Source organism: Dactylosporangium sp. NPDC005572, assembly GCF_040605515.1.
Taxonomy (GTDB): Bacteria; Actinomycetota; Actinomycetes; order Mycobacteriales; family Micromonosporaceae; genus Dactylosporangium.
The window spans coordinates 13,356-31,518 of sequence record NZ_JBEXCY010000132.1; the positions used below are offsets into that span (position 1 = coordinate 13,356).

At 72.6% G+C, this 18,163-nt stretch carries 14 protein-coding genes and 1 riboswitch; of the genes, 7 read left to right on the forward strand and 7 right to left on the reverse strand.

Annotation, left to right across the window (positions count from 1 at the left end):
• The 3 genes from ABZS66_RS41365 to ABZS66_RS41375 are packed head-to-tail and all read right to left on the reverse strand — an operon-like array spanning position 1 to position 2,891.
• The gene (locus ABZS66_RS41365) at positions 1–615 is read right to left on the reverse strand and encodes a GNAT family N-acetyltransferase (RefSeq protein ID WP_354767692.1); all 615 of its coding nucleotides are present in this window, start codon (positions 613–615) and stop codon (positions 1–3) included.
• Between the two features lie 48 nt (positions 616–663).
• Positions 664–2,193: an APC family permease gene (locus ABZS66_RS41370; protein ID WP_354767694.1), complete on the reverse strand. Its 1,530-nt coding sequence runs from the start codon at positions 2,191–2,193 to the stop codon at positions 664–666.
• A gap of 59 nt (positions 2,194–2,252) precedes the next feature.
• A complete protein-coding gene (locus ABZS66_RS41375; protein ID WP_354767696.1) occupies positions 2,253–2,891 on the reverse strand; it encodes a GPP34 family phosphoprotein in 639 nt (212 codons plus the stop codon).
• Between the two features lie 165 nt (positions 2,892–3,056).
• Between ABZS66_RS41375 and ABZS66_RS41380 the strand changes: the two genes are divergently transcribed.
• From ABZS66_RS41380 to ABZS66_RS41400, 5 genes are all read left to right on the forward strand, one after another.
• On the forward strand, positions 3,057–3,944 hold the full coding sequence (locus tag ABZS66_RS41380) for a helix-turn-helix transcriptional regulator (RefSeq protein ID WP_354767698.1): 888 nt from the start codon (positions 3,057–3,059) through the stop codon (positions 3,942–3,944).
• A 31-nt stretch (positions 3,945–3,975) separates the two neighbouring features.
• Complete coding sequence (locus ABZS66_RS41385) at positions 3,976–4,188, forward strand: DUF397 domain-containing protein (RefSeq protein ID WP_354767700.1); 213 nt, start codon at positions 3,976–3,978, stop codon at positions 4,186–4,188.
• A 291-nt stretch (positions 4,189–4,479) separates the two neighbouring features.
• The gene (locus ABZS66_RS41390) at positions 4,480–7,944 is read left to right on the forward strand and encodes an NB-ARC domain-containing protein (RefSeq protein ID WP_354767702.1); all 3,465 of its coding nucleotides are present in this window, start codon (positions 4,480–4,482) and stop codon (positions 7,942–7,944) included.
• A 63-nt stretch (positions 7,945–8,007) separates the two neighbouring features.
• Complete coding sequence (locus ABZS66_RS41395) at positions 8,008–8,763, forward strand: SDR family oxidoreductase (RefSeq protein WP_354767704.1); 756 nt, start codon at positions 8,008–8,010, stop codon at positions 8,761–8,763.
• Between the two features lie 84 nt (positions 8,764–8,847).
• Positions 8,848–9,603 carry a class I SAM-dependent methyltransferase gene (locus tag ABZS66_RS41400; RefSeq protein ID WP_354767706.1) on the forward strand — a complete coding sequence of 252 codons (756 nt, stop codon included), beginning with the start codon at positions 8,848–8,850 and terminating at the stop codon, positions 9,601–9,603.
• A 59-nt stretch (positions 9,604–9,662) separates the two neighbouring features.
• Here the strand turns inward: ABZS66_RS41400 and ABZS66_RS41405 are convergent, their stop codons facing one another.
• Positions 9,663–11,783, reverse strand: a complete 2,121-nt coding sequence (locus ABZS66_RS41405) for a hypothetical protein (RefSeq protein ID WP_354767707.1) — start codon at positions 11,781–11,783, stop codon at positions 9,663–9,665.
• Between the two features lie 214 nt (positions 11,784–11,997).
• Between ABZS66_RS41405 and ABZS66_RS41410 the strand changes: the two genes are divergently transcribed.
• Entirely contained in the window at positions 11,998–12,651 is a 654-nt protein-coding gene (locus tag ABZS66_RS41410; protein WP_354767716.1) for a methyltransferase, read from the forward strand.
• Positions 12,652–12,660: 9 nt separating this feature from the next.
• On the opposite strand, the gene ABZS66_RS41415 is transcribed toward ABZS66_RS41410, so the two are convergent.
• Positions 12,661–14,832 (reverse strand): carbohydrate-binding protein, encoded by a 2,172-nt coding sequence (locus ABZS66_RS41415; protein ID WP_354767709.1) that lies wholly within the window; start codon positions 14,830–14,832, stop codon positions 12,661–12,663.
• A gap of 100 nt (positions 14,833–14,932) precedes the next feature.
• Between ABZS66_RS41415 and ABZS66_RS41420 the strand changes: the two genes are divergently transcribed.
• Positions 14,933–16,156, forward strand: coding sequence for a hypothetical protein (locus tag ABZS66_RS41420; protein WP_354767711.1), 1,224 nt, complete (start codon positions 14,933–14,935; stop codon positions 16,154–16,156).
• Here ABZS66_RS41420 and ABZS66_RS41425 read toward each other — a convergent pair.
• On the reverse strand, positions 16,143–17,465 hold the full coding sequence (locus ABZS66_RS41425) for an L-serine ammonia-lyase (protein ID WP_354767713.1): 1,323 nt from the start codon (positions 17,463–17,465) through the stop codon (positions 16,143–16,145). The two genes, ABZS66_RS41420 and ABZS66_RS41425, sit on opposite strands and share 14 nt — an antisense overlap.
• A 119-nt stretch (positions 17,466–17,584) precedes the next feature.
• Positions 17,585–17,681, reverse strand: a riboswitch (glycine riboswitch).
• A gap of 138 nt (positions 17,682–17,819) precedes the next feature.
• Positions 17,820–18,056, reverse strand: coding sequence for a hypothetical protein (locus ABZS66_RS41430; RefSeq protein WP_354767715.1), 237 nt, complete (start codon positions 18,054–18,056; stop codon positions 17,820–17,822).
• Between the last annotated feature and the right edge of the window lie 107 nt (positions 18,057–18,163).

An 18,163-nucleotide genomic window follows, 5' to 3' on the forward strand; every position in this document is an offset into this window, starting at 1 on the left:
TCAGCGGTACGGCTCCCGCCACATCGGCCAGACGGGCGGACCGTCCGGCAGCGTGATCGGCGCCCGGCTCACGTAGCCGTGACGCAGGTACAGCTCGCGGTTGCGCGGGTCGGTCGACTCCAGGTAGGCCGGCAGGCCCGCGCGGTCGAGGCGCGCATGGTGGCGCGCGAGCATCGAGCTGCCGATGCCGAGGTTCTGCCGGTCGGGCCGCACCGCGAGGAACGCGAGATAGTGGTGCGGCACGACCGGATGGTGCGCCTCGAACGCCGCGTCGAGCTCGCACGCCCGGTCGAAGGCCGCGCCCGCGACCTCCTTGAGCCGCCGGTCGTAGTCGTGCGGCGGCGGGATCATCCGGGTGAGCGGGAACCACAGGGCGACGCCCGAGAGCTGCCCGTCGATCGGGTCGACGGTGGCGTAGACCTCGCCGAAGCGCACCGCGTGCTCGGCGAAGATGGCGAAGTAGTCGGGGCTGCACGCGCCGCGCACGGTCGCGTCGGGCATGAGCCAGCGGGCGACCGGCCCGTCGCTCATGGCCACGGCGAGCACGGCCGCGATCTCGTCGGTGTCCACCGGATCGATGTCGCGGACCACGACGTCCTGGATGGCATGCGTCATGAAAGTCCTCTTTTCGAAGTAGTCTGCGAGCGCACGGCAGAACGGTCCTCAGGCGTGGTGGGCCACGTTCGCGCTGAGCGCCGTCGAGTGGGCAGCGCGCTGGACCGGGATGTCGGCCACGATCCGGCCCTCCGCGCCGCGTCCGATGCCGGCGTAGTCCATCGGCCGGAGGCCGCGCATGATCACGCCCCAGCCGAGGCCGAACAGGGCGAAGATGGCGTACGCGGTCGGGAAGATCCAGCGGAAGGGCGACTCGGGGCCGACCTGCAGCAGGTCGCCGAGGCCGATCACGGTGGCCGCGAGCACCACGCTGAGCAGGAGGAAGGCGAGCAGCGGGGCGATCTGGGCGCGCCACACATTCTCCCGGCGCCGGTGGCGCAGGAAGAACGCGATGACCGCAGCGGACGCGCCCCACATCAGGATGAGCACACCGAGGCCGCCGACCACGGTGCCCCACGCGAACAGATAGAGCTCCGGGTCCGTCTTGGTGACGAAGTACACCACCAGCACGCCGACCGCGAGCACGCTCTGGGTGATCGAGCCGAGCAGCGGCGCGCCCGTGCGCGGGTGCGCGTAGCCCCACGGGCGGGGCAGCACCCGCTCGCGGCCGAGGGCGAACTGGTAGCGGGCCACGGCCGCATGGAACGCGAGCATGGCGGCGAACACGCTGGTGAGGAACAGCACGTAGCCGATGCTGACGAGCACCTCGGGCACGTGCGCGCCGACGAGGTTGAAGACCAGGTTGGTCTTCTGGTCCTGAGCGGCCTGCACGATCCGGCCCGGCCCGGCCCCGACCGACATCGCCCACGCCGAGACGCCGCACAGCAGGCCGGGCAGCAGCACCGCCCAGTGCGTCGCCCGGGCGATCGTGCGCTTCGGGTCCTTGGCCTCCTCGGAGAGCACGACGGTCGCCTCGAAGCCGACGAAGCCCGCGATGGCGAGCACGAGCATCGCCACCACCTCCGTGCTCAGCAGCTGCTGCGGCGCCAGGCTCTCGAAGGCCACCTTGCCCTCGCCCGGGTTGGCGATCATCACGGCGTCGTAGATGAGCACGATGGTGATCTCCGCGGTGAGCAGCACCGCGAGGACCTTGCCGGACATGTCGACCCAGAGCATGCCGAGCACGGCGACCAGGAACCAGCCGACGAGCGCGCAGACGAACCAGCTCGCCTTCACACCGAACTCGGCGAGGATGCCGGAGGCGACCACGCCGAACAGGCCGAGCAGGCCGATCTGCATCGCCGCGTAGGCCGGCAGCGCGACGAACGCCGCGGACACGCCGGTGACCCGGCCGAGCCCGTGGCTGATGTACGAGTAGAAGGCGCCGGAGTTGACGATGTGCCGGCTCATGGCGACGAACCCGACCGTGAACACGGACAAGATCAGTGCCGCCACGAAGTACACCAGCGGCACCGCCGTGTTGCCGACGACCGAGTAGATCGTCGAGATGGCGCCGAGGATCACCGTCAGCGGCGCCGCTCCCGCGACGCCGAAGAACACCACCGATGGCACGCCCAGCCGGTTGCGGGCGAGCCCCCGGGCCACGATGTCGGGCCCGGTGGTCGGGGTACGAGCCATGTTCGGTCTCCTCTTGCTGGAGTCGCCGCGCCGGAGGTGGTGACGGCCCACCGTCGCCGTCACCGGCGGCCGGCCGCGAGCGCCGAGCCCACCGCCGCCTCGGTGTACTGGACGAGCTGGACCAGGTCGTCGGGCAGCGACGCCATGATGTTCGGCATGTTCTGCATGCAGTCGCGCTGCTGCTGGGGGCTGAAGAAGACGTAACGGGTCAGGCCGGTCGCCACCACGAGCGCGGTGAGGACCCGGTCGGTGAGGTTCATCGACCGGCGCCGGCTCATCGCCTCGGCCAGCCGGATCGACTCCCAGGCCGCCGCGTTGCGCTGGTCTGGGGTCATGGGCATGTAGAGCGTCTCGGCGCTGAGCAGCTTGCGCCGTTTCACCGGTTCGACGATCCCGGCCCGCAGCAGCCGCTCCCCGACCTGGTCGGTCGCGTCCTGGGACAGGTACGCGAGCCAGGTGCGGATCTCCCGGTGCTGCGGCTGGGCGACGAGCAGGTCGAGCAGGCTGTGGGAGAGCGAGTCCCCCGGCGGTTCGTGGCTGACGACGTAGAGGTCTCCCGTCATGGCACGGAGGCGGCCGTACAGCATCAGCTCACCCAGCAGCCCGGCCGCCAGGCCGAGGCCGGTCGCCCGTGGATGCAGGCGTGAGCGGCCCGTCCGGTCGTCGTGCGCGATCAAGTAATAGCTGTTGGCAAGCATCGCGACCACACTCCTTTGAGCACGTCGGCGAAAGGAGATCACGAAAAGTAAGACCGGGGGTACGGTCCTCGATGTCTTCAGCATCATGTATCAAGCACTGCGTGTAGCGCAACGAGTACTAGACTCGGGGTCTCACTCAAATCCAAATTGCATAGGATCAAGGGCGTGCAGATTGACACCACGCGGAAACCGGGGGAGGCGACGGTGGCGGTCGACGAAGGCCCCACACTCCGTCGCCGGCGACTGGCCGCGGAGCTGAAGAAATGCCGGGAGGACGCCGGGCTCACGCAGGAGTTCGTGTCCCGCCACTTCGAGTGGCACTCGGCGAAGGTCACGCGCATCGAGAACGCCCGCGTCCCGGTCACCCCACGGGACGTCAGCGACCTGCTCTCGCTCTACGGCGTCGCGGACGCCACCTACCGGGAGGCGCTGCTCACGCTGGCCCGGCTGGCCCGCCAGCGCGGCTGGTGGACCGACTACAAGGACGTCATGCGCCCGGGCAACTTCGTCGGCATGGAGGCGGACGCCTCCACGGCGAAGGTCTGGGAGCCGATCGTCCTGCCCGGCCTGCTGCAGACCGAGGCCTACATGCGGGCCCTCATGGGCACCGGCCGGCGCAACGACCCGCAACAGTCGATCGACCGCCGCGTCGCGCTGCGGCTGCAGCGGCAGGAACGCCTGGTCACGGACCCGAAGCTGACGCTGTGGGCGATCATCGACGAGTCGGTGGTGCGCCGCACGGTGGGCGGCGAGCAGGTCATGCGGGAGCAGTGGCAGCGGATTATCACAGCCGCGGCCAGGCCGAACGTGAACGTGCAGATTCTGCCCTTTGGTGCCGGTGAACACGCCCTGATGGGCGGGTCGATGGCCCTGCTGGAGTTCGATGACGTCGCCCACTTGGACGTCGTCTACCTGGAAGGACTTGCCGGGGACTACTACGAGGAGCAGCCTGCAGAGGTCACGCGTTACCGGGACGAGTTCGAGCGCTTGAGCACGAAGGCACTCAGCCACTCCTCGTCGGTCGGCATGATCCAGGGGCTGCTCGACGGGTAACTGGCAAGTCTCCAGGAAAGGAGGTGCGATCATGTCTGCGCAACTCAGCGACACCGCCTGGCGCAAAAGCAGCCGCAGCAACGGCAACGGCGGCAGCAACTGCGTCGAGGTGGCAATGCTCGACGCAGCCGTCGCCGTCCGCGACAGCAAGAATCCGGACGGCCCGGCGTTGCGATTCACGCCGACAGCGTGGGAATCGTTTGTGGACGGCACGAAACAGGGCGGCTTCGATACCGCCCACTAACGGTCGTCATTGCATAGATCGTCCCTAGAGGCACACGGCACATCGTCGTGCCGCGAACCTTCACACAGGTTCGTCGAATTGGTCTCGACGACGCCTGACAGCGCACAGCGGAGGGCTGATGCTCGGACGCATCGGCCCTCCGTGAAGCACCCATCGATGCTATTGCCTATCCGCGGCGTGATGCCAGGAGCACGTTTCGCAGTATCTGCAAGGACGGCCGAAGCCGCCGGTACCTCGCAGTCCCTCCCCGGAGACTTCTGGGAGGGCCGCCGGTTCCGCGACGATGGACCGGTGCGAATCTCACGGACCGGACGGCTCGGCTGGTCGCTCGTCGGTTTCGCCGTCCTGCTGGTGTGCGTGGCGGCGCCGGTGTGGATCGCGACCACCGGCGACGTCAACGCCGCGGCCGGCTGGGCGAACATCCTGGCCCTGCCGATCACCGCGGCCGGGCTGATGCTCGTGTTCACCGAGCAGCGGCGGGTCCCGGCCGCCGCGGCGCCGCCGGTGCCGGAGCGGCGGCCGTGGATGGCGCCGCCGCTGGAGCGCATGGTGCCCCGCCCGGAGCTGGGCGCCGAGCTGCTCGAGGTCCTGGCCGCGCCGGCACGGGCCGACGAACCGGCCGAGGTCGGACTGACCACCGCACTGCGCGGGGCCGGCGGGTTCGGCAAGACGCGGCTCGCCACGTGGGTCAGCCACCAGCCGCGGGTCCGCGAGCGGTTCCCCGGCGGCCTGCTCTGGCTCACCATCGGCCAGGAGGTGCGCGGCGCCGACCTCGCGGTGCGGATCAACGACCTGGCGTTCGTGCTCACCGGGTCAAGGCCCGCGCTCGTCGACCCCGACGCCGCCGGCGCCGAGCTCGGGCGCATCCTCGACGAGCACGAACGCGACCCCGTGCTGCTCGTCCTCGACGACGTGTGGGACGAGGCCCAGCTGCGCCCCTTTCGCTTCGGCGGGCGCGCGTGCACCCGGCTCGTCACCACCCGCATCCCCGACCTGCTGCCGGCCGGCGCGCCGTGCGTGCGGGTCGACGCGATGTCCGGCACCCAGGCCCGCCAGCTCGTCGCCGGCGGGCTGCCCGGGCTGGCGGCCGGCGACGCGGACCGGCTGGCCGAGCTGGCCGGGCACTGGCCGCTGCTGCTGAACCTGGTCAACGGCGCGCTGCGGCGGCGGGTCAGCCGCGGGCAGTCGCCGCAGCAGGCGGCCCGCGAGATCGCCGGGCGGCTGCGGGCGGAGGGGCCGGCCGCCTTCGACCCGGCCCGGCCGGTCGACCGCAGCCAGGCGGTCGCCGCCACCATCGACGCCAGTCTGGCCCTGCTCGGGCCGGAGGACCGCCTGCGGTACCACGACCTCGCCGTCTTCCCGGAGGACGTCGAGATCCCGCTGGACGTGCTGGCCCTGCTGTGGCCGCCGAACCGGGTCGAGGCGCTGTGCGAGGAGCTGGCCGGGCTGGGCCTGGTGAGCGACTACCGGCTGGACGCGCCCGGCCGCCGCCTGGTCCTGCACGACGTGATGCTCGCCCACCTGCGCAACGCCGACCCCGCACGGCTCGAGGCGGTGCACGCCCGGCTGGTCGACGGCGCGGCCGGGCTGGTGCCGGCGCCGGGCGAGTGGTGGCGGCTGCCGGCCGACGCCCGCTACCTGTGGCGGTACCTGCCGTACCACCTCTACGGCGCCGGCCGCGTCGGCGAGCTGCCCGCGCTCGTGTGCGACCCGCGCTGGGTCGAGGCCAAGACCCGCCGCTTCGACTCGGTCGTCACGCTCGACCCCGACCTCGCGCTCGTCGGCACGCCGACCGGCCGCACCCTGCGCCGGGTCCTCGCCCACGCCGCGCACCTGCTCGGCCCGATCGACCCGCCGGAGGCGCTCGCCGCGACCCTGGCCAGCCGACTGCACGGCATCCCGGGGCTGGCGGAGGTCGTGCGCCGCTACCGCGACGCGCTGCCCACGCCACGCCTGGAGCCGATCTGGCCGCTGCCCGACCTGCCCGACCCGACCCAGCCGACCGAGCCGGCCGGGCACGTCGGCCCGGTCACCAACTGCGCGTTCTCGCCCGACGGCACGCTGCTGGCCACGACCGGCGACGATGCCACGATCCGGCTGTGGCGGGTGCCGGACGGCACCCAGCAGGCGCTGCTCATCGGGCACACCGCGCCGATCTACGGCTGCGCCTTCTCCCCCGACGGCGGCCTGCTGGCCACCGCCGGCCACGACGGGACCGTGCGGCTGTGGCGGGTCGCCGACGGCACCCAGCGCCCGCACCTGAGCGGGCACGCCGGCGCGATCACCCGGTGCGCGTTCTCCCCCGACGGGACGCTGCTCGCCTCGACCGGGGTCGACGGCACGGTACGGCTGTGGGCCGCCGCCGACGGGACCCCGATGGGCGTGCTGACCGGCCACACCGACGAGGTCAACGGCTGCGCCTTCTCCCCCGACGGGACGCTGCTGGCCACCGCGTCCGCCGACGGGACGGTGCGGCTCTGGCGGGTCGCCGCCGGCACCGCCCACGCCGTGCTCACCGGCCACGGCGGCACCGTTCACGAGGTCGCGTTCTCCCCCGACGGCGTGCTGCTCGCCTCGACGAGCGACGACCTCACCACCCGGGTCTGGCGGGTCGCCGACGGCAGCCGCTACGGGGTGGTCGACGGCCACGCCTGCGGCTGCGCGTTCTCGCCGGACGGGTCGCTGCTGGCCACCGCCGGGCTGGACCGCGCGGCCCGGCTGTACGACGTGGCGACGCTGACCGAGCGCACCCGGCTGGTGGGGCACACGGCGCGGCTGGTCCTCGGGTGCGCGTTCTCCGGCGACGGGGCGATGCTGGCCACGACCAGCGTCGACGGGACGGCGCGGCTGTGGGAGCTCTCCGGCGGTACCGAACGCGTCGTGCTCACCGGCAGCACCGACTGGGCCGTGGGGTGCGCCTTCTCCCCCGACGGCGGCACGCTCGCCGTCGCCAAGGGCGACGCCACCGTCCGGCTCTGGCGGGTCGCCGACCGCGCGCCGCTGGCCGTGCTCACCGGCGACGGCAGCTGGATGGACAGCTGCGCCTTCTCCCCCGACGGCCGGCTCGTCGCCGCGGCCGGCTGGGACCGGGCGGTGCGGGTCTGGCAGGCCGACGGCGCGCCGCACGCCGCCCTCGCCGGCCACACCGACCGGGTCACCTGCCTGGCCTTCTCCCCCGACGGCACGACCCTGGCGACCGCCGGCTGGGACCGCGCCGTGCGGCTGTGGCGCACCGGTACCGGCACCGAGCTGGCCCGCCTCACCGGCCACACCGGCCCGATCTGGGGCTGCGCCTACTCCCCGGACGGCACGCTGCTGGCCACGTCGAGCGACGACCGGACGGTGCGGGTGTGGCGCACCGGCGACGGCGCGGTGCGCTGGGTGCTGCCGCACGACCGCGGTGCCGGCGCCTGCCCGTTCTCCCCCGACGGGACGCTGCTGGCCACCTGCGACGAGCAGGTCGTCCGGCTCTGGAACACCGCGACCGGCACACCGTACCGGGTGCTCAGCGGCCACACCGGGTTCGTGTTCCAGGCGGCGTTCGCCCCGGACGGCACGCTGCTGGCCACCACCGGCAACGACAGCACGATCCGGATCTGGCAGGTGGCGACCGGCCGGTGCGTGTGCGCCCTGCGGCTGGCCGGGCCGGTCGAGGGCATCGCCTGGCACCCCGACGGCACGACGATCTGCGCGGTGGGCGGCGCCGGCGTCTACCTCCTGAACTTTCTTCCCGGTGACTTTCCCGCAGACCGATGAGTTCCCGCGCGGGGCGGCGTTTCACCCGGCGTACACCAACCGAACGCCGGAGGAGACACCATCATGCGCAACGTCGTGATCTACGGGGCCGCGGGCAGCATCGGGTCGGCCGTGGCCGGGGTGTTCGCCCGCCAGGGTGACCTCGTCCACCTGACCGGGCGGACGCGGGAGACCCTGGAGGCGGCCGCCGAGGCGATCCGCGCGGACGGCGGGAAGGCCGAGGTGGCGGTCGTCGACGCGTACGACGAGGCCGCCGTCGAGGCGCACGCCGACACCGTCGGCCGGATCGACGTGTCGCTCAACCTCGTCCCGCGCGGCGACGTGCAGGGCACGCCGCTGGTCGACATGAGCGTCGCCGACTTCACCCGCGCGGTGACGAACGGCGCCACCACGACCTTCATCACCGCCCGGGCCGCCGCCCGGCGGATGGCGGCCCAGGGCGGCGGCGTCATCGTCGCGCTGAACAGCGGGTCGGCGCAGGGCAGCCCGATGATGGGCAGCACGGGGCCGGCCGACGCGGCGATCGACACGTTCGTGCGGAACCTGGCCATGGAGGCCGGGCCGCAGGGCGTGCGGGTGCTCGGCGTGTGGGTGGCCGGCGTCCCGGAGACGCTGACCGTGGAGAAGCTGTCGGCGGTCAACCCGGCCATCGACGCGGCCGCGGTCGAGGGCATCCTGGCCAACCTGGCCCAGATGCGGATGCTGCGCCGCTCGCCGCGCCTGCCGGAGATCGCCGAGACGATCGCGTTCCTGGCCTCGCCGCACGCCGCCGGGATGACCGGCACCTTCGTGAACGTGACAGGAATGTTCACCAGCTGACCGATTCGGGGCCCACCGGCTCTTGACCCGGTCTGGCCGGTTGACCGGTCGCGCCCGCGGTGGGCGGGACGATAACGTTCGGCCATGAACGGGCGTCCGTCACGATCCTTCGACCGGATCGCCGACCGCTACGACGACTCGCGGGGCGGGGCCGAGCGGGGCGTGATCCTCGCCGCCGACCTCCAGCCGTGGCTCCTGCCGGGCACGGTCCTGGAGGTCGGCGTCGGCACCGGCGTCGTCTCCGCCGCGCTGCGGGCCCTCGGCTTCACCGTCTTCGGCGCCGACCTCTCCGCCGGGATGCTCCGCCACGCGCGGCAGCGGCTCGGGCCGTCCGTCGTGCAGGCGGACGCGACGGCCCTGCCGTTCACCGCCGCGGCGGTCGACAACGTCGTCTTCGTGACCTCGCTGCACGCCATCGGCGACGTCTACGGCGCGGTCGCCGAGGCCGCCCGGGTCGTCCGGCCCGGCGGGCGGGTGATCGCGGTGCACGGCATCCCGCGCCGCCTGCCGGACGACGACGACCTGACCGCGGCGGTGGCCCCGCTCAACCCGCTGCGCGACGACCGGCCGGACTCGGCGCCGGCCCTCGACGGCGCCGCGGCCGCCGCCGACCTGCGCCCGGCCGGCGTCTCCTGGGTGGCGTCGACGGCGTTCGCGGAGTCCCCGAACGAGTTCGCCAAGACCATCGAAGAGCGGCTCTGGTCGTACCTCTGGAGCGTCGACGACACCGTCTGGCGCGACGTCGTCGTCCCGGTCGTCGCCCGGCTGCGCGCGCTGCCCGACCCGGACCGGCCCCGCCCGTACCACCTCTCCCCGCGGCTGGTGGCCTACTCCGCGTGACATCCGTCCCGCCGCGGGCCGCCCGTCTTGGGCGCCCGCCCTGCTGGTGTGGGCCTGGCTCAGCGCACGTCCCAGAGCCACACGTCGTTGACGTGCTGCCCGGGGCCGTAGAGCTGGTCGACGGTCTGCCGGATGGCGTCGCTGTTGCCGTGCTGGTCGGCGAGCACGATCGTGGTCGCCTTCCAGTACCGCGCGTCGGCCCGGGCCTGCTCCTGCTGCTCCGGGGTCACCTGGGGCACGGCGCCGTCGTTGGCGACGCCGGCGAGCAGGCCCATGGTCGCCGGCTGGGCGGGGCCGAACATGGCCCGCTGCTCCGGGTCGTTCGGGTCCGGGGCGAGGAAGTACCCGCCGGCGATGCTGAAGTCGAGGTTCGCGGCGGTCGCGTACCGCATCGCGTCGATGCTCTCCCACCAGCCACCCGGCACCACGACCACGGTACCGCCCTTCGGGATGTGGTCCTGCCACTGGCCGCTGGTGAAGAACGCCGGGATGGGGGAGCGCTCGTCGGCCGGCTGCGGGGTCGGCACGAGCGGCACCAGGGCGACGGCGAGGGCCACGGCCCACAGGATCGGCGCCATGGGCGACCGCCGCATCGACGCCGGCTCGGGAGCACTCCCACGCCGCTCCTGACGCTCCGGACCGCCTTCGCCCGCGTCGGGCACTCCCATACCGGACATTTCCGATTTGTCCGGCACGGCAGAAGCGGCGTGGGTGGCGGAGGAGGCGGAGAAGGAAGGGCTGGCGGTGCGGGCGCGGGAGGCCGGCTGGCGGGAGGCGGAAAGACCGGAGTCAGCGGCGTCGGCGTCAGCGTCAGCGGCGTCGGCGGCGTCGCTCGCGGCGTCCTCGGCGGTGCCGGTGGCGGTGCCCGTGGTGCCGGTGGCGGTGCCCGTGGTGCCGGTGGCCGCGGCGATGCCGGTGCCGGTGGTGGCGGCGGTGCCGGTGGCGGCGGTGGCGGCGGTGCCGGTGCCGGTGGTGGCGGCTTCGGTGGCGGCGGCGGTGGCGGGTTGGACGACCAGGCGGTCGGCGATCAGTGCGATGACCGCACCGACCACCGGCGTGACGACCAGGGCCAGCCGGGTCGGGACCACCGAGTCGAAGAGCGGCAGCTTGTGCACCCACTCCCAGGGGCCGTGCCACGAGGTCTCCTCGCCGCGGTACTTCACCACGATGCCGAGGGACAGGACCGCGAACACGATCCCGGTGGCGTACAGCGCGCGGGCCGCCCGGTGGCGGAACAGCACCACGAGCCCGGCGGCCAGCAGGCCCATGAGCGGCCAGCCGAAGAAGCTGTTCTCCTCCGTGGCGCCGCCCATGTTCTCGATCCGGGCCACGTCGCCGACGATCGACCGTCGGCTGAACTCGGTGAACGAGGCCAGGTCAGTGTTGATCTTCAGCACGAACTCGGGCAGCCCGTGGTACGCCTGCGGCCCGAAGAACTGGTGATAGAGCGGATAGGCCAGCAGGACGCCCGCGGTGACGGCGGTGACGCCCAGCGCCGGCAGCGCCGCGCGGGCCGCCGGGAGGATCTCCCGCGGGCGCAGGTACACCAGCAGGAACACGCCCAGGGCGCAGGCGGTGAGGAAGAGGATCTCCTCGTTGATGAAGCACTGGTAGACCACGAGCGCGGCGAGGATCAGGCCGCGGCGCACCGGCGAGCCGCCGCGGAGGCGGAAGACGGCCCAGATCACGAACGGGATGAGGTACTGGCCGGCGATGTTCGGGTGGCCGGTGATCTGGGAGATCATCGCGGGGGCGAAGCCGCAGAACAGGCCGCCGAGGTACGCGGCGGCGCGGGACTGCACGACCACGCGGGAGAGGAAGAGGTACCACGCGGAGGCGGTCCCGGCGAGCGCGAGCGTGCAGGCGATCGCGAACGTGACGCCGGCGCCGAACAGCAGCGTGACCGGGCTGAGCGGCAGGGCGAGGCCCAGGATCGACGTGTTGGCCATGAGGTTGACGCCCAGGGGGGCGTTCAGCTCGTCGGTGAAGATCGGCGACTCGCCGTGGGTCACCACGCGGGCGGCGTGGGTGAGCACCCACTCGAAGAAGGTCTGGTCCTGGGTGTTGTCCGTGAGCATCCTGGTGCGCGGGTTGCCCCAGAGGTGCTGCAGGATGATGACGGCGAACAGCACATAGCTCGCCACGGCACCTAGGTCGCGGATCTTTCCGCCTGTTTTCACGCTGACACCTTAGAGGGCCGCAGGCCACAGGGGGCGACCCTGGTGCACAACCATCGATGGATATAAACTACGCCGACCTGCGGCTAGCATGATCGCGCAGGCATTTCCCCAAGCGACCACCGAGGAGCCAGGCGTGCGAAACGCGGAGCGCCCTCCGACCGCCGGGATTCTGGGCGATCAGCTCGTGCAGTCCGAGGTCCTCGAGGGCCTGGCGATGGCCAAGAACCACCGCAAGTGGTTCGTCGCGTTCGCCACCCCGTATCTCGGCGACCACCCGATCGAGGTCAGCGCCGGGCTCGGCGACTACGCGGCGGAGTGGCTGGAGCACGCGCCGCGCATGACGCTGACCGAGGCCGACCCGGGCCGGATCCTGGCGCTCAAGGAGCGGTTCGCCGCCAACCGGGACGTCACGGTCCGCGAGCTGATGCTGCCGAGCGACGACGCCGCCGACCACAGCGCCGCGGTCTCGTACAACGTGCTGGAGCACATCGAGGACGACATCGGCGCGCTGCGCACGATGCGGGCGATGGTCCGACCGGGCGGCTACGTGGTGATCGTGGTGCCGGCGTTCCCGTTCGCGATGGGCCCGGCCGACATCGCCACCGGCCACGTGCGCCGCTACACCCGCAGGACGATGCGGGCCGCGCTGCTCGCCGCCGATCTGCGGATCGAGCGGCTGCACTACGCCAACTCGCTGGGCCTCATCGGCTACTACGTGTCGACCTGCCTGCTGCGGCAGCTGCCGGGCCCCGGGCCGATGGTGAAGTTCTACGACACCACCGTCGCCCCGGTGACCCGGCTCATGGAGCGCGTCGTGCGCCCGCCGTTCGGGCAGTCGGTCGTGGCGATCGCCCGCCGCCCGGATTGACACCCGGCCCTACGTCAGCCTGAAGTAGTCCAGGTTGAAGCCGCCGGTCTCGCAGTACACCGTGACGATCTGATCCCCGGCGGCCAGCGTCACCGGGACGTGCACGGAGCCGTAGCTGCCCCAGCCGCCGGTGTCCGGCACCGACGCGGTGGCCAGGACCGTGCCGGCGGCGTCGCGGAACGACACGGCGCCGGGCACGACGGCGCCGGTGCCGGTGGCCATCCGCAGTTCCAGGTCGTAGGTGCCAGCCTGGGCCACGTCGACGCGGTACTGCAGCCAGTTCCCCGGCGCGGTCCAGCCGACGTTCTTCCCGCCGCTGGCGCTCGCGTTGTTCTCGATGAAGTTGGCCCCGCCGTCGGTCCAGCCGTGCTGGGCGGTGTACGCCTCGGCCTCGACGACGGCGCCGACCGGCGCCCCGTGCGGCCGGACGGTCACGTGGACCGTGACCCGGTCGCTGGCCACGCCGTCGGTCACCGTGAACGTCAGGTCCTGGGTGCCGGCGACCGTGGGCCGCAGCGTGACCACGCCGGTCGTCCCGTCGAGGCTCACCCCGCCGGGCAGGTCGGTGGCGTAATACGCGAGCCGGTCGCGGTCCCGGTCGGTGGCGGTGAGCCGCACCTGGGTCGTGCCGTACTGGTCGGCGACCACGTCGCCCACCGGCGCCAACCGCGGCGCGTGGTTGCCGTGGGCCCGCGGCAGGTCCGGCGTCCAGCGCAGGGTCGCGTAGGCGCGGGCCGGGACCGTGGCGACGAACGACTCGCCGGCGACCGTGACGTGCACCCGGGCCGCGGTGTCCCGGGCGTTGCCGACGACGGCGACGAAGTGCCCGTCGCGGTCGCGGAACGCCACGTTGCTCACGCCGTCGGCGGTGGCGCTGGACTGCAGGCGCGTGTAGGACGGGTCGAGGTACCGCGCGAACTGCCCCATGGCGTAGAGCTCGCCCCGGACGGTGTACGTGCGGCTCGCCGTGTCGACCTTCACGAGGCGGTCCGGCCATTTCGTGGTCGCCGCGACCTGGTCCCAGTCGACGTTGTTGTCCCGCGCCGGCGTCCAGTGCAGCGTGCCCCCGTCCTGGTCGGTGGCCTGCGCCCACATGACGTACGAGCTCGCGTCGAGCCGGAGGTAGCTCAGGATCGTCGCCGGGTCGAGGTCGCTGGTCTCGGTCATGTGTACCGGCTTGCCGGTCTGCTCGTAGGCGTCGCGCATGACCGTCGGGTCGCCCCAGTACGGGTGGAAGGCGATCGCGTCGGCCGCCCGCCGGGCCGCCGGGTCGTCCAGCACGCGGTAATAGTTCTTGGTCTCGGTGCTGTTCGGGTCGCGCCAGTCCCAGAAGTTGAAGTCGTGGATGTACAGGTCGACCTGCGGCAGCCGGCGCTTGATCGCGACCGCCAGCCGCTGCTGCTGGGCGACCGAGATGTCCATCGCGGGGTACACGACGTCCATGCCCGGCTCGTTGAGCAGCGTCAGCGCGTCGACCCGGATGCCGTGGCGGGCGTAGGCCTCGACGTACTTCGCGTAGTAGCGGGCGAAGACGTCGATGCACTCGTCGCGCAGCTTGCCGACCTGGTAGTGGTCGGTCGTGCTGCCCGGCTTGAGGGCGACCTCGCCGAGGAACCTGTTGTTGGTCTTCATCCAGGCCGGGGCGCTCCACGCCGAGGCGAAGAAGGTGGCCTTCGGGTTGTACTTCTGGATCAGCTTGATCGTGTCGACGATGTGCAGGTCGATGTCGCGCTGGATCGAGAAGTACCGCAGGTCCCAGTCCTCGGCGACGCCGGCGGGCAGGTCGTCGTAGGACCAGAAGGGCAGGTGCTCGATCAGGTCGGGGCTGCCGATGGTGAGCCGGAACCGGTCCAGGCCGGCGCCCGTGCGCGGGTCGACGAGCAGGCGGATCGCGTCCTCACGCTGGGCGGGCGTGAGCTTCCAGAGGTTCGACACGCTGGTCTCGTCGATGGAGAAGCCGATGCCGCTGTACCGCTGGCGGGCCTGGCTCGGGTCGATCACGACCGTCGCGTCCGACGGGCCGTCCTTGGTGATGCCGGTCAGCGGCTGCCACTGCTGGCCGACGGCGGAGTAGGTGGCCCTGACGGCGGGGGCGGGGCGGGGTCCGCCGGCCGATGCCGGTGCCTGGGCTGCGAGCAGGGATGTTGTGACGACGAGCGCCACGGTCAGGGTTCGCCTCACGGCGCCTCCTCGGGTGCGGGGCTGGGCGGTGGGACCCGGGGACATCGTTCTTTATACACGCGTCAATATAAGTCGTGAACAAAGTCGTATGATCAGTCCCGTGGAGCGCATCCTGGAGCGCGTCGTGGTCCCGTTCGCCGGCTGTGCCGGCGGTGCGGGCGGGTTGACCTGGGGCCAGCAGCAGGTCTGGTCGGCGATGCGGGAGATCGGCTCGTCACTGCCGATCGGCGGCGTCGTGCCGGTGGTCGACGGGCGCACAGTCGACGACTTCGCGGCTGAGCTGCGGTACCACACGCTTCGCCACCCGTCGATGCGCACTTACCTCCACCCCTCCCCCGACGGCGGCTGGACGCAGGAGACCTTCGGCGCCGGGGAGGCGGTGCTGCACGTCCTCGAGGTGCCCGACGACCCGGCGGCGGCCGCCGCGGGGCTGGCCGACCGCTGGCGGGACGAGCCGTTCGACCACGAGCGCGAATGGTGGCTGCGGATGGGCGTGGTCTGCCGGTCCGGCGACCCGACGCACGTCGTCGCCATCATGTCGCACCTGGCGGCGGACCTCGGCGGGGTACAGGTGATGATGCGGGACCTGGCAACCCGGGCCGAGGGGCCGGTGGTGTCGCCGATCGAGGTGTGGGAGCGCCAGCAGGAGCCGTCCGCCCGGCGCCACACGGCGGCGGCGATGCGGCACTGGGAGACGCACCTGCGGGCCGTCCCCGCGCGCCGCCTGCCGCCACCGGTCGACCGGGGCGGGCCACGGTACCTGCGGCTGGTCCGGCAGTCCCCGGCGCTGTACCACGGCGCCCTCGCCACTGCCGCCCGGCTGGCCGCCGACCCGGCGTGGGTGCTGCTGGCGGCGTTCGCGGCGGCGTGGGACGGCGTCGTCGGCGGCCCGCTCGTGGCCGAGGCGATCATCGGCAACCGGTTCCGGCCCGGGCTGGTCGACGTGGTGTCGCCGCTGACCCAGAACGGCCTGATCGTGCTCGACGCCGCGGGCTGCCCGCCGGAGGAGTTGGTGGTGCGGGCCCGGACGGCGTCGATGAGCGCCTCGAAGCAGGCCTACTACGACCCGGTGGAGCGCCTCCGGCTGCTCGCCTCGCTGCCGGTCGAGCTGGGCGTCTTCTACAACGACCGGCGCACGGGCGCCGTGGTGGCGGACGCGCCGCGCACGCTCACCCGGGAGCCGATGCGTTTCTTCAACGAGAAGCTCATGATCAACCTCGACGACGCCGGCGTCGTCGTCGAGTTCGACACCTGGCACGTCGCCGAGGCCGACGTCCTGCGGATGCTGACCGCGATGGAGGGGTTCGCCGTCAGCACTCGATGACGGTCACGGCGAGCCCGCCGCGCGCCGTCTCCTTGTACTTCGTCGACATGTCCCGCCCGGTCTCGCGCATGGTCCTGATCGCCTTGTCGAGGGTGACCTTGTGTTCCCCGGTACCGTTGCGGGCCAGGCGGGCGGCGTTGATCGCCTTGACGCTCGCGATGGCGTTGCGCTCGATGCAGGGGATCTGCACCAGGCCGCCGACCGGGTCGCAGGTGAGGCCCAGGTTGTGCTCCAGGCCGATCTCGGCCGCGTTCTCCACCTGCTCGGGCGTGCCGCCGAGGACCTCGCACAGGCCGGCCGCGGCCATCGCGCAGGCCGAGCCGACCTCGCCCTGGCAGCCGACCTCGGCGCCGGAGATCGACGCGCCGCCCTTGATGAGGATGCCGACCGCCGCGGCCGTGAGCAGGAACCGCTCGACGCCGTCGGCCGACGCCCCCGGCACGAACCGGGTGTAGTAGTGCAGGACCGCCGGGATGATGCCGGCCGCGCCGTTGGTCGGCGCCGTGACGATCCGGCCGCCGGCCGCGTTCTCCTCGTTGACCGCCAGGGCGAACAGGTTCACCCAGTCCATGACCCGCAGCGGGTCGGGGTTCTCGGCGTCGGCCTTGAGGTCGCGGTACAGCGCGGGCGCCCGGCGCGGCACCCGCAGGCCGCCCGGCAGGACACCCTCCCGGTGGCAGCCGCGCTCGACGCAGGCCTGCATGACGTCCCAGAGCTCGCCCAGCCCGGCGCTGACCTCCGCGTCGGTCCGCCAGGCCCGCTCGTTGGCCCGCATCACCCCGCTGACCGGCAGCCCGGTCTCCCGGCAGGCCCGCAGCAGCTCGGCCCCGGTGCCGAACGGGTGCGGCAGCTCGGTCGCGTCGGGCACGATCCCGGCCGGCCCGGTGACGAACCCGCCGCCCACGGAGAAGTAGGTGCGCTCGGCGACCAGCTCCCCGTCCGGCCCCCAGGCCCGGAAGATCATTCCGTTGGGGTGCTCCGGCAGCGACCGCCGCCGATGCAGCACGAGGTCGCCGTCCTGGTCGAACGGCACGCGCTGCCCGTTCGGCAGCCGCAGCTCCCCGGTGACCCACTCGGCGTCGACGTCGACCGTCGCGGGGTCCTCCCCCTGCAGCCCGAGGATGACGGCCTTGGCCGACCCGTGCCCGTGCCCGGTGGCCCCGAGCGACCCGAAGAGCTCGGCCTTGACCCGCGCGACGGGCCGGTCGAGCTGCCGCGCGAACATGGCCGCGGCGCGCATCGGCCCGACGGTGTGGGACGAGGAGGGCCCGATGCCCACGCTGTACAGATCAAAGACACTCAACGCCATGCGGAGGCTCCTTCGCCGGGCCTCCCCGCTCTGTCATGGGTGCCTGAGAGCTTCACCGCCCCGGGGGCCGGTTTGCACCTTGGGCGCAGGGCGCGGATGCCCTGACTTTCCAGAGTCGCCTGACCACGACGGTACGGTTGCCTGAGAGATTCCCGGGGAGGGGATGTTGCTCCTTCGGCGCCCCGCGGGTGCCGGGATCTCTCCCGCCACGGCTCGAACGGCGCGATATGCGGTTGTCGCAGGCGACGCTAGAACCCCGCCCGTGCACAGTCAAGCTACCCGTTCGCCACGGTTCCTACCCGATCGGCCGACAGGATCTTCCGCGCGACCGGGCATCGCCGCCCACCACGTCCCTCAGGTGGTGCCGTGGGTGCTGCCGGTGCCGTGCAGGGGGCAGTCCGGGTCGTCCGAGCCGGTCGTGCAGGTGCAGCGGCCGTGCAGGGGGCACCGGCGGGCCGTGACGTCGGTGCACGTCGGGAGGTCCGGGCCGCGCGGGCGGGCGTCGCCGAGGAAGACCAGGGCGCCGAGCAGGAAGCCGGCGACCAGGGCCAGCGTGTGGGTCGTCGCCAGGCCGGCGAAGGAGTCGAACATGCGCGGCCGTCCCCTCGATCTCGCGCGTGCCCCCCGATCATCGCGCGGCCACGCAAGAACGTCGGGTGGCTCGCCGACGGCGACTGGATGCAGTACGACAAGGTGAC

Bases quoted from the DNA above. Each gene is read 5' to 3' on its own strand.
- ABZS66_RS41395 (WP_354767704.1), top strand. From the start codon at position 8,008: ATGCGCAACGTCGTGATCTACGGGGCCGCGGGCAGCATCGGGTCGGCC.
- ABZS66_RS41400 (WP_354767706.1), top strand. From the start codon at position 8,848: ATGAACGGGCGTCCGTCACGATCCTTCGACCGGATCGCCGACCGCTAC.
- ABZS66_RS41365 (WP_354767692.1), bottom strand. From the start codon at position 615: ATGACGCATGCCATCCAGGACGTCGTGGTCCGCGACATCGATCCGGTG.
- ABZS66_RS41385 (WP_354767700.1), top strand. From the start codon at position 3,976: ATGTCTGCGCAACTCAGCGACACCGCCTGGCGCAAAAGCAGCCGCAGC.
- ABZS66_RS41425 (WP_354767713.1), bottom strand. From the start codon at position 17,465: ATGGCGTTGAGTGTCTTTGATCTGTACAGCGTGGGCATCGGGCCCTCC.
- ABZS66_RS41375 (WP_354767696.1), bottom strand. From the start codon at position 2,891: ATGCTTGCCAACAGCTATTACTTGATCGCGCACGACGACCGGACGGGC.
- ABZS66_RS41370 (WP_354767694.1), bottom strand. From the start codon at position 2,193: ATGGCTCGTACCCCGACCACCGGGCCCGACATCGTGGCCCGGGGGCTC.
- ABZS66_RS41430 (WP_354767715.1), bottom strand. From the start codon at position 18,056: ATGTTCGACTCCTTCGCCGGCCTGGCGACGACCCACACGCTGGCCCTG.
- ABZS66_RS41410 (WP_354767716.1), top strand. From the start codon at position 11,998: ATGGCCAAGAACCACCGCAAGTGGTTCGTCGCGTTCGCCACCCCGTAT.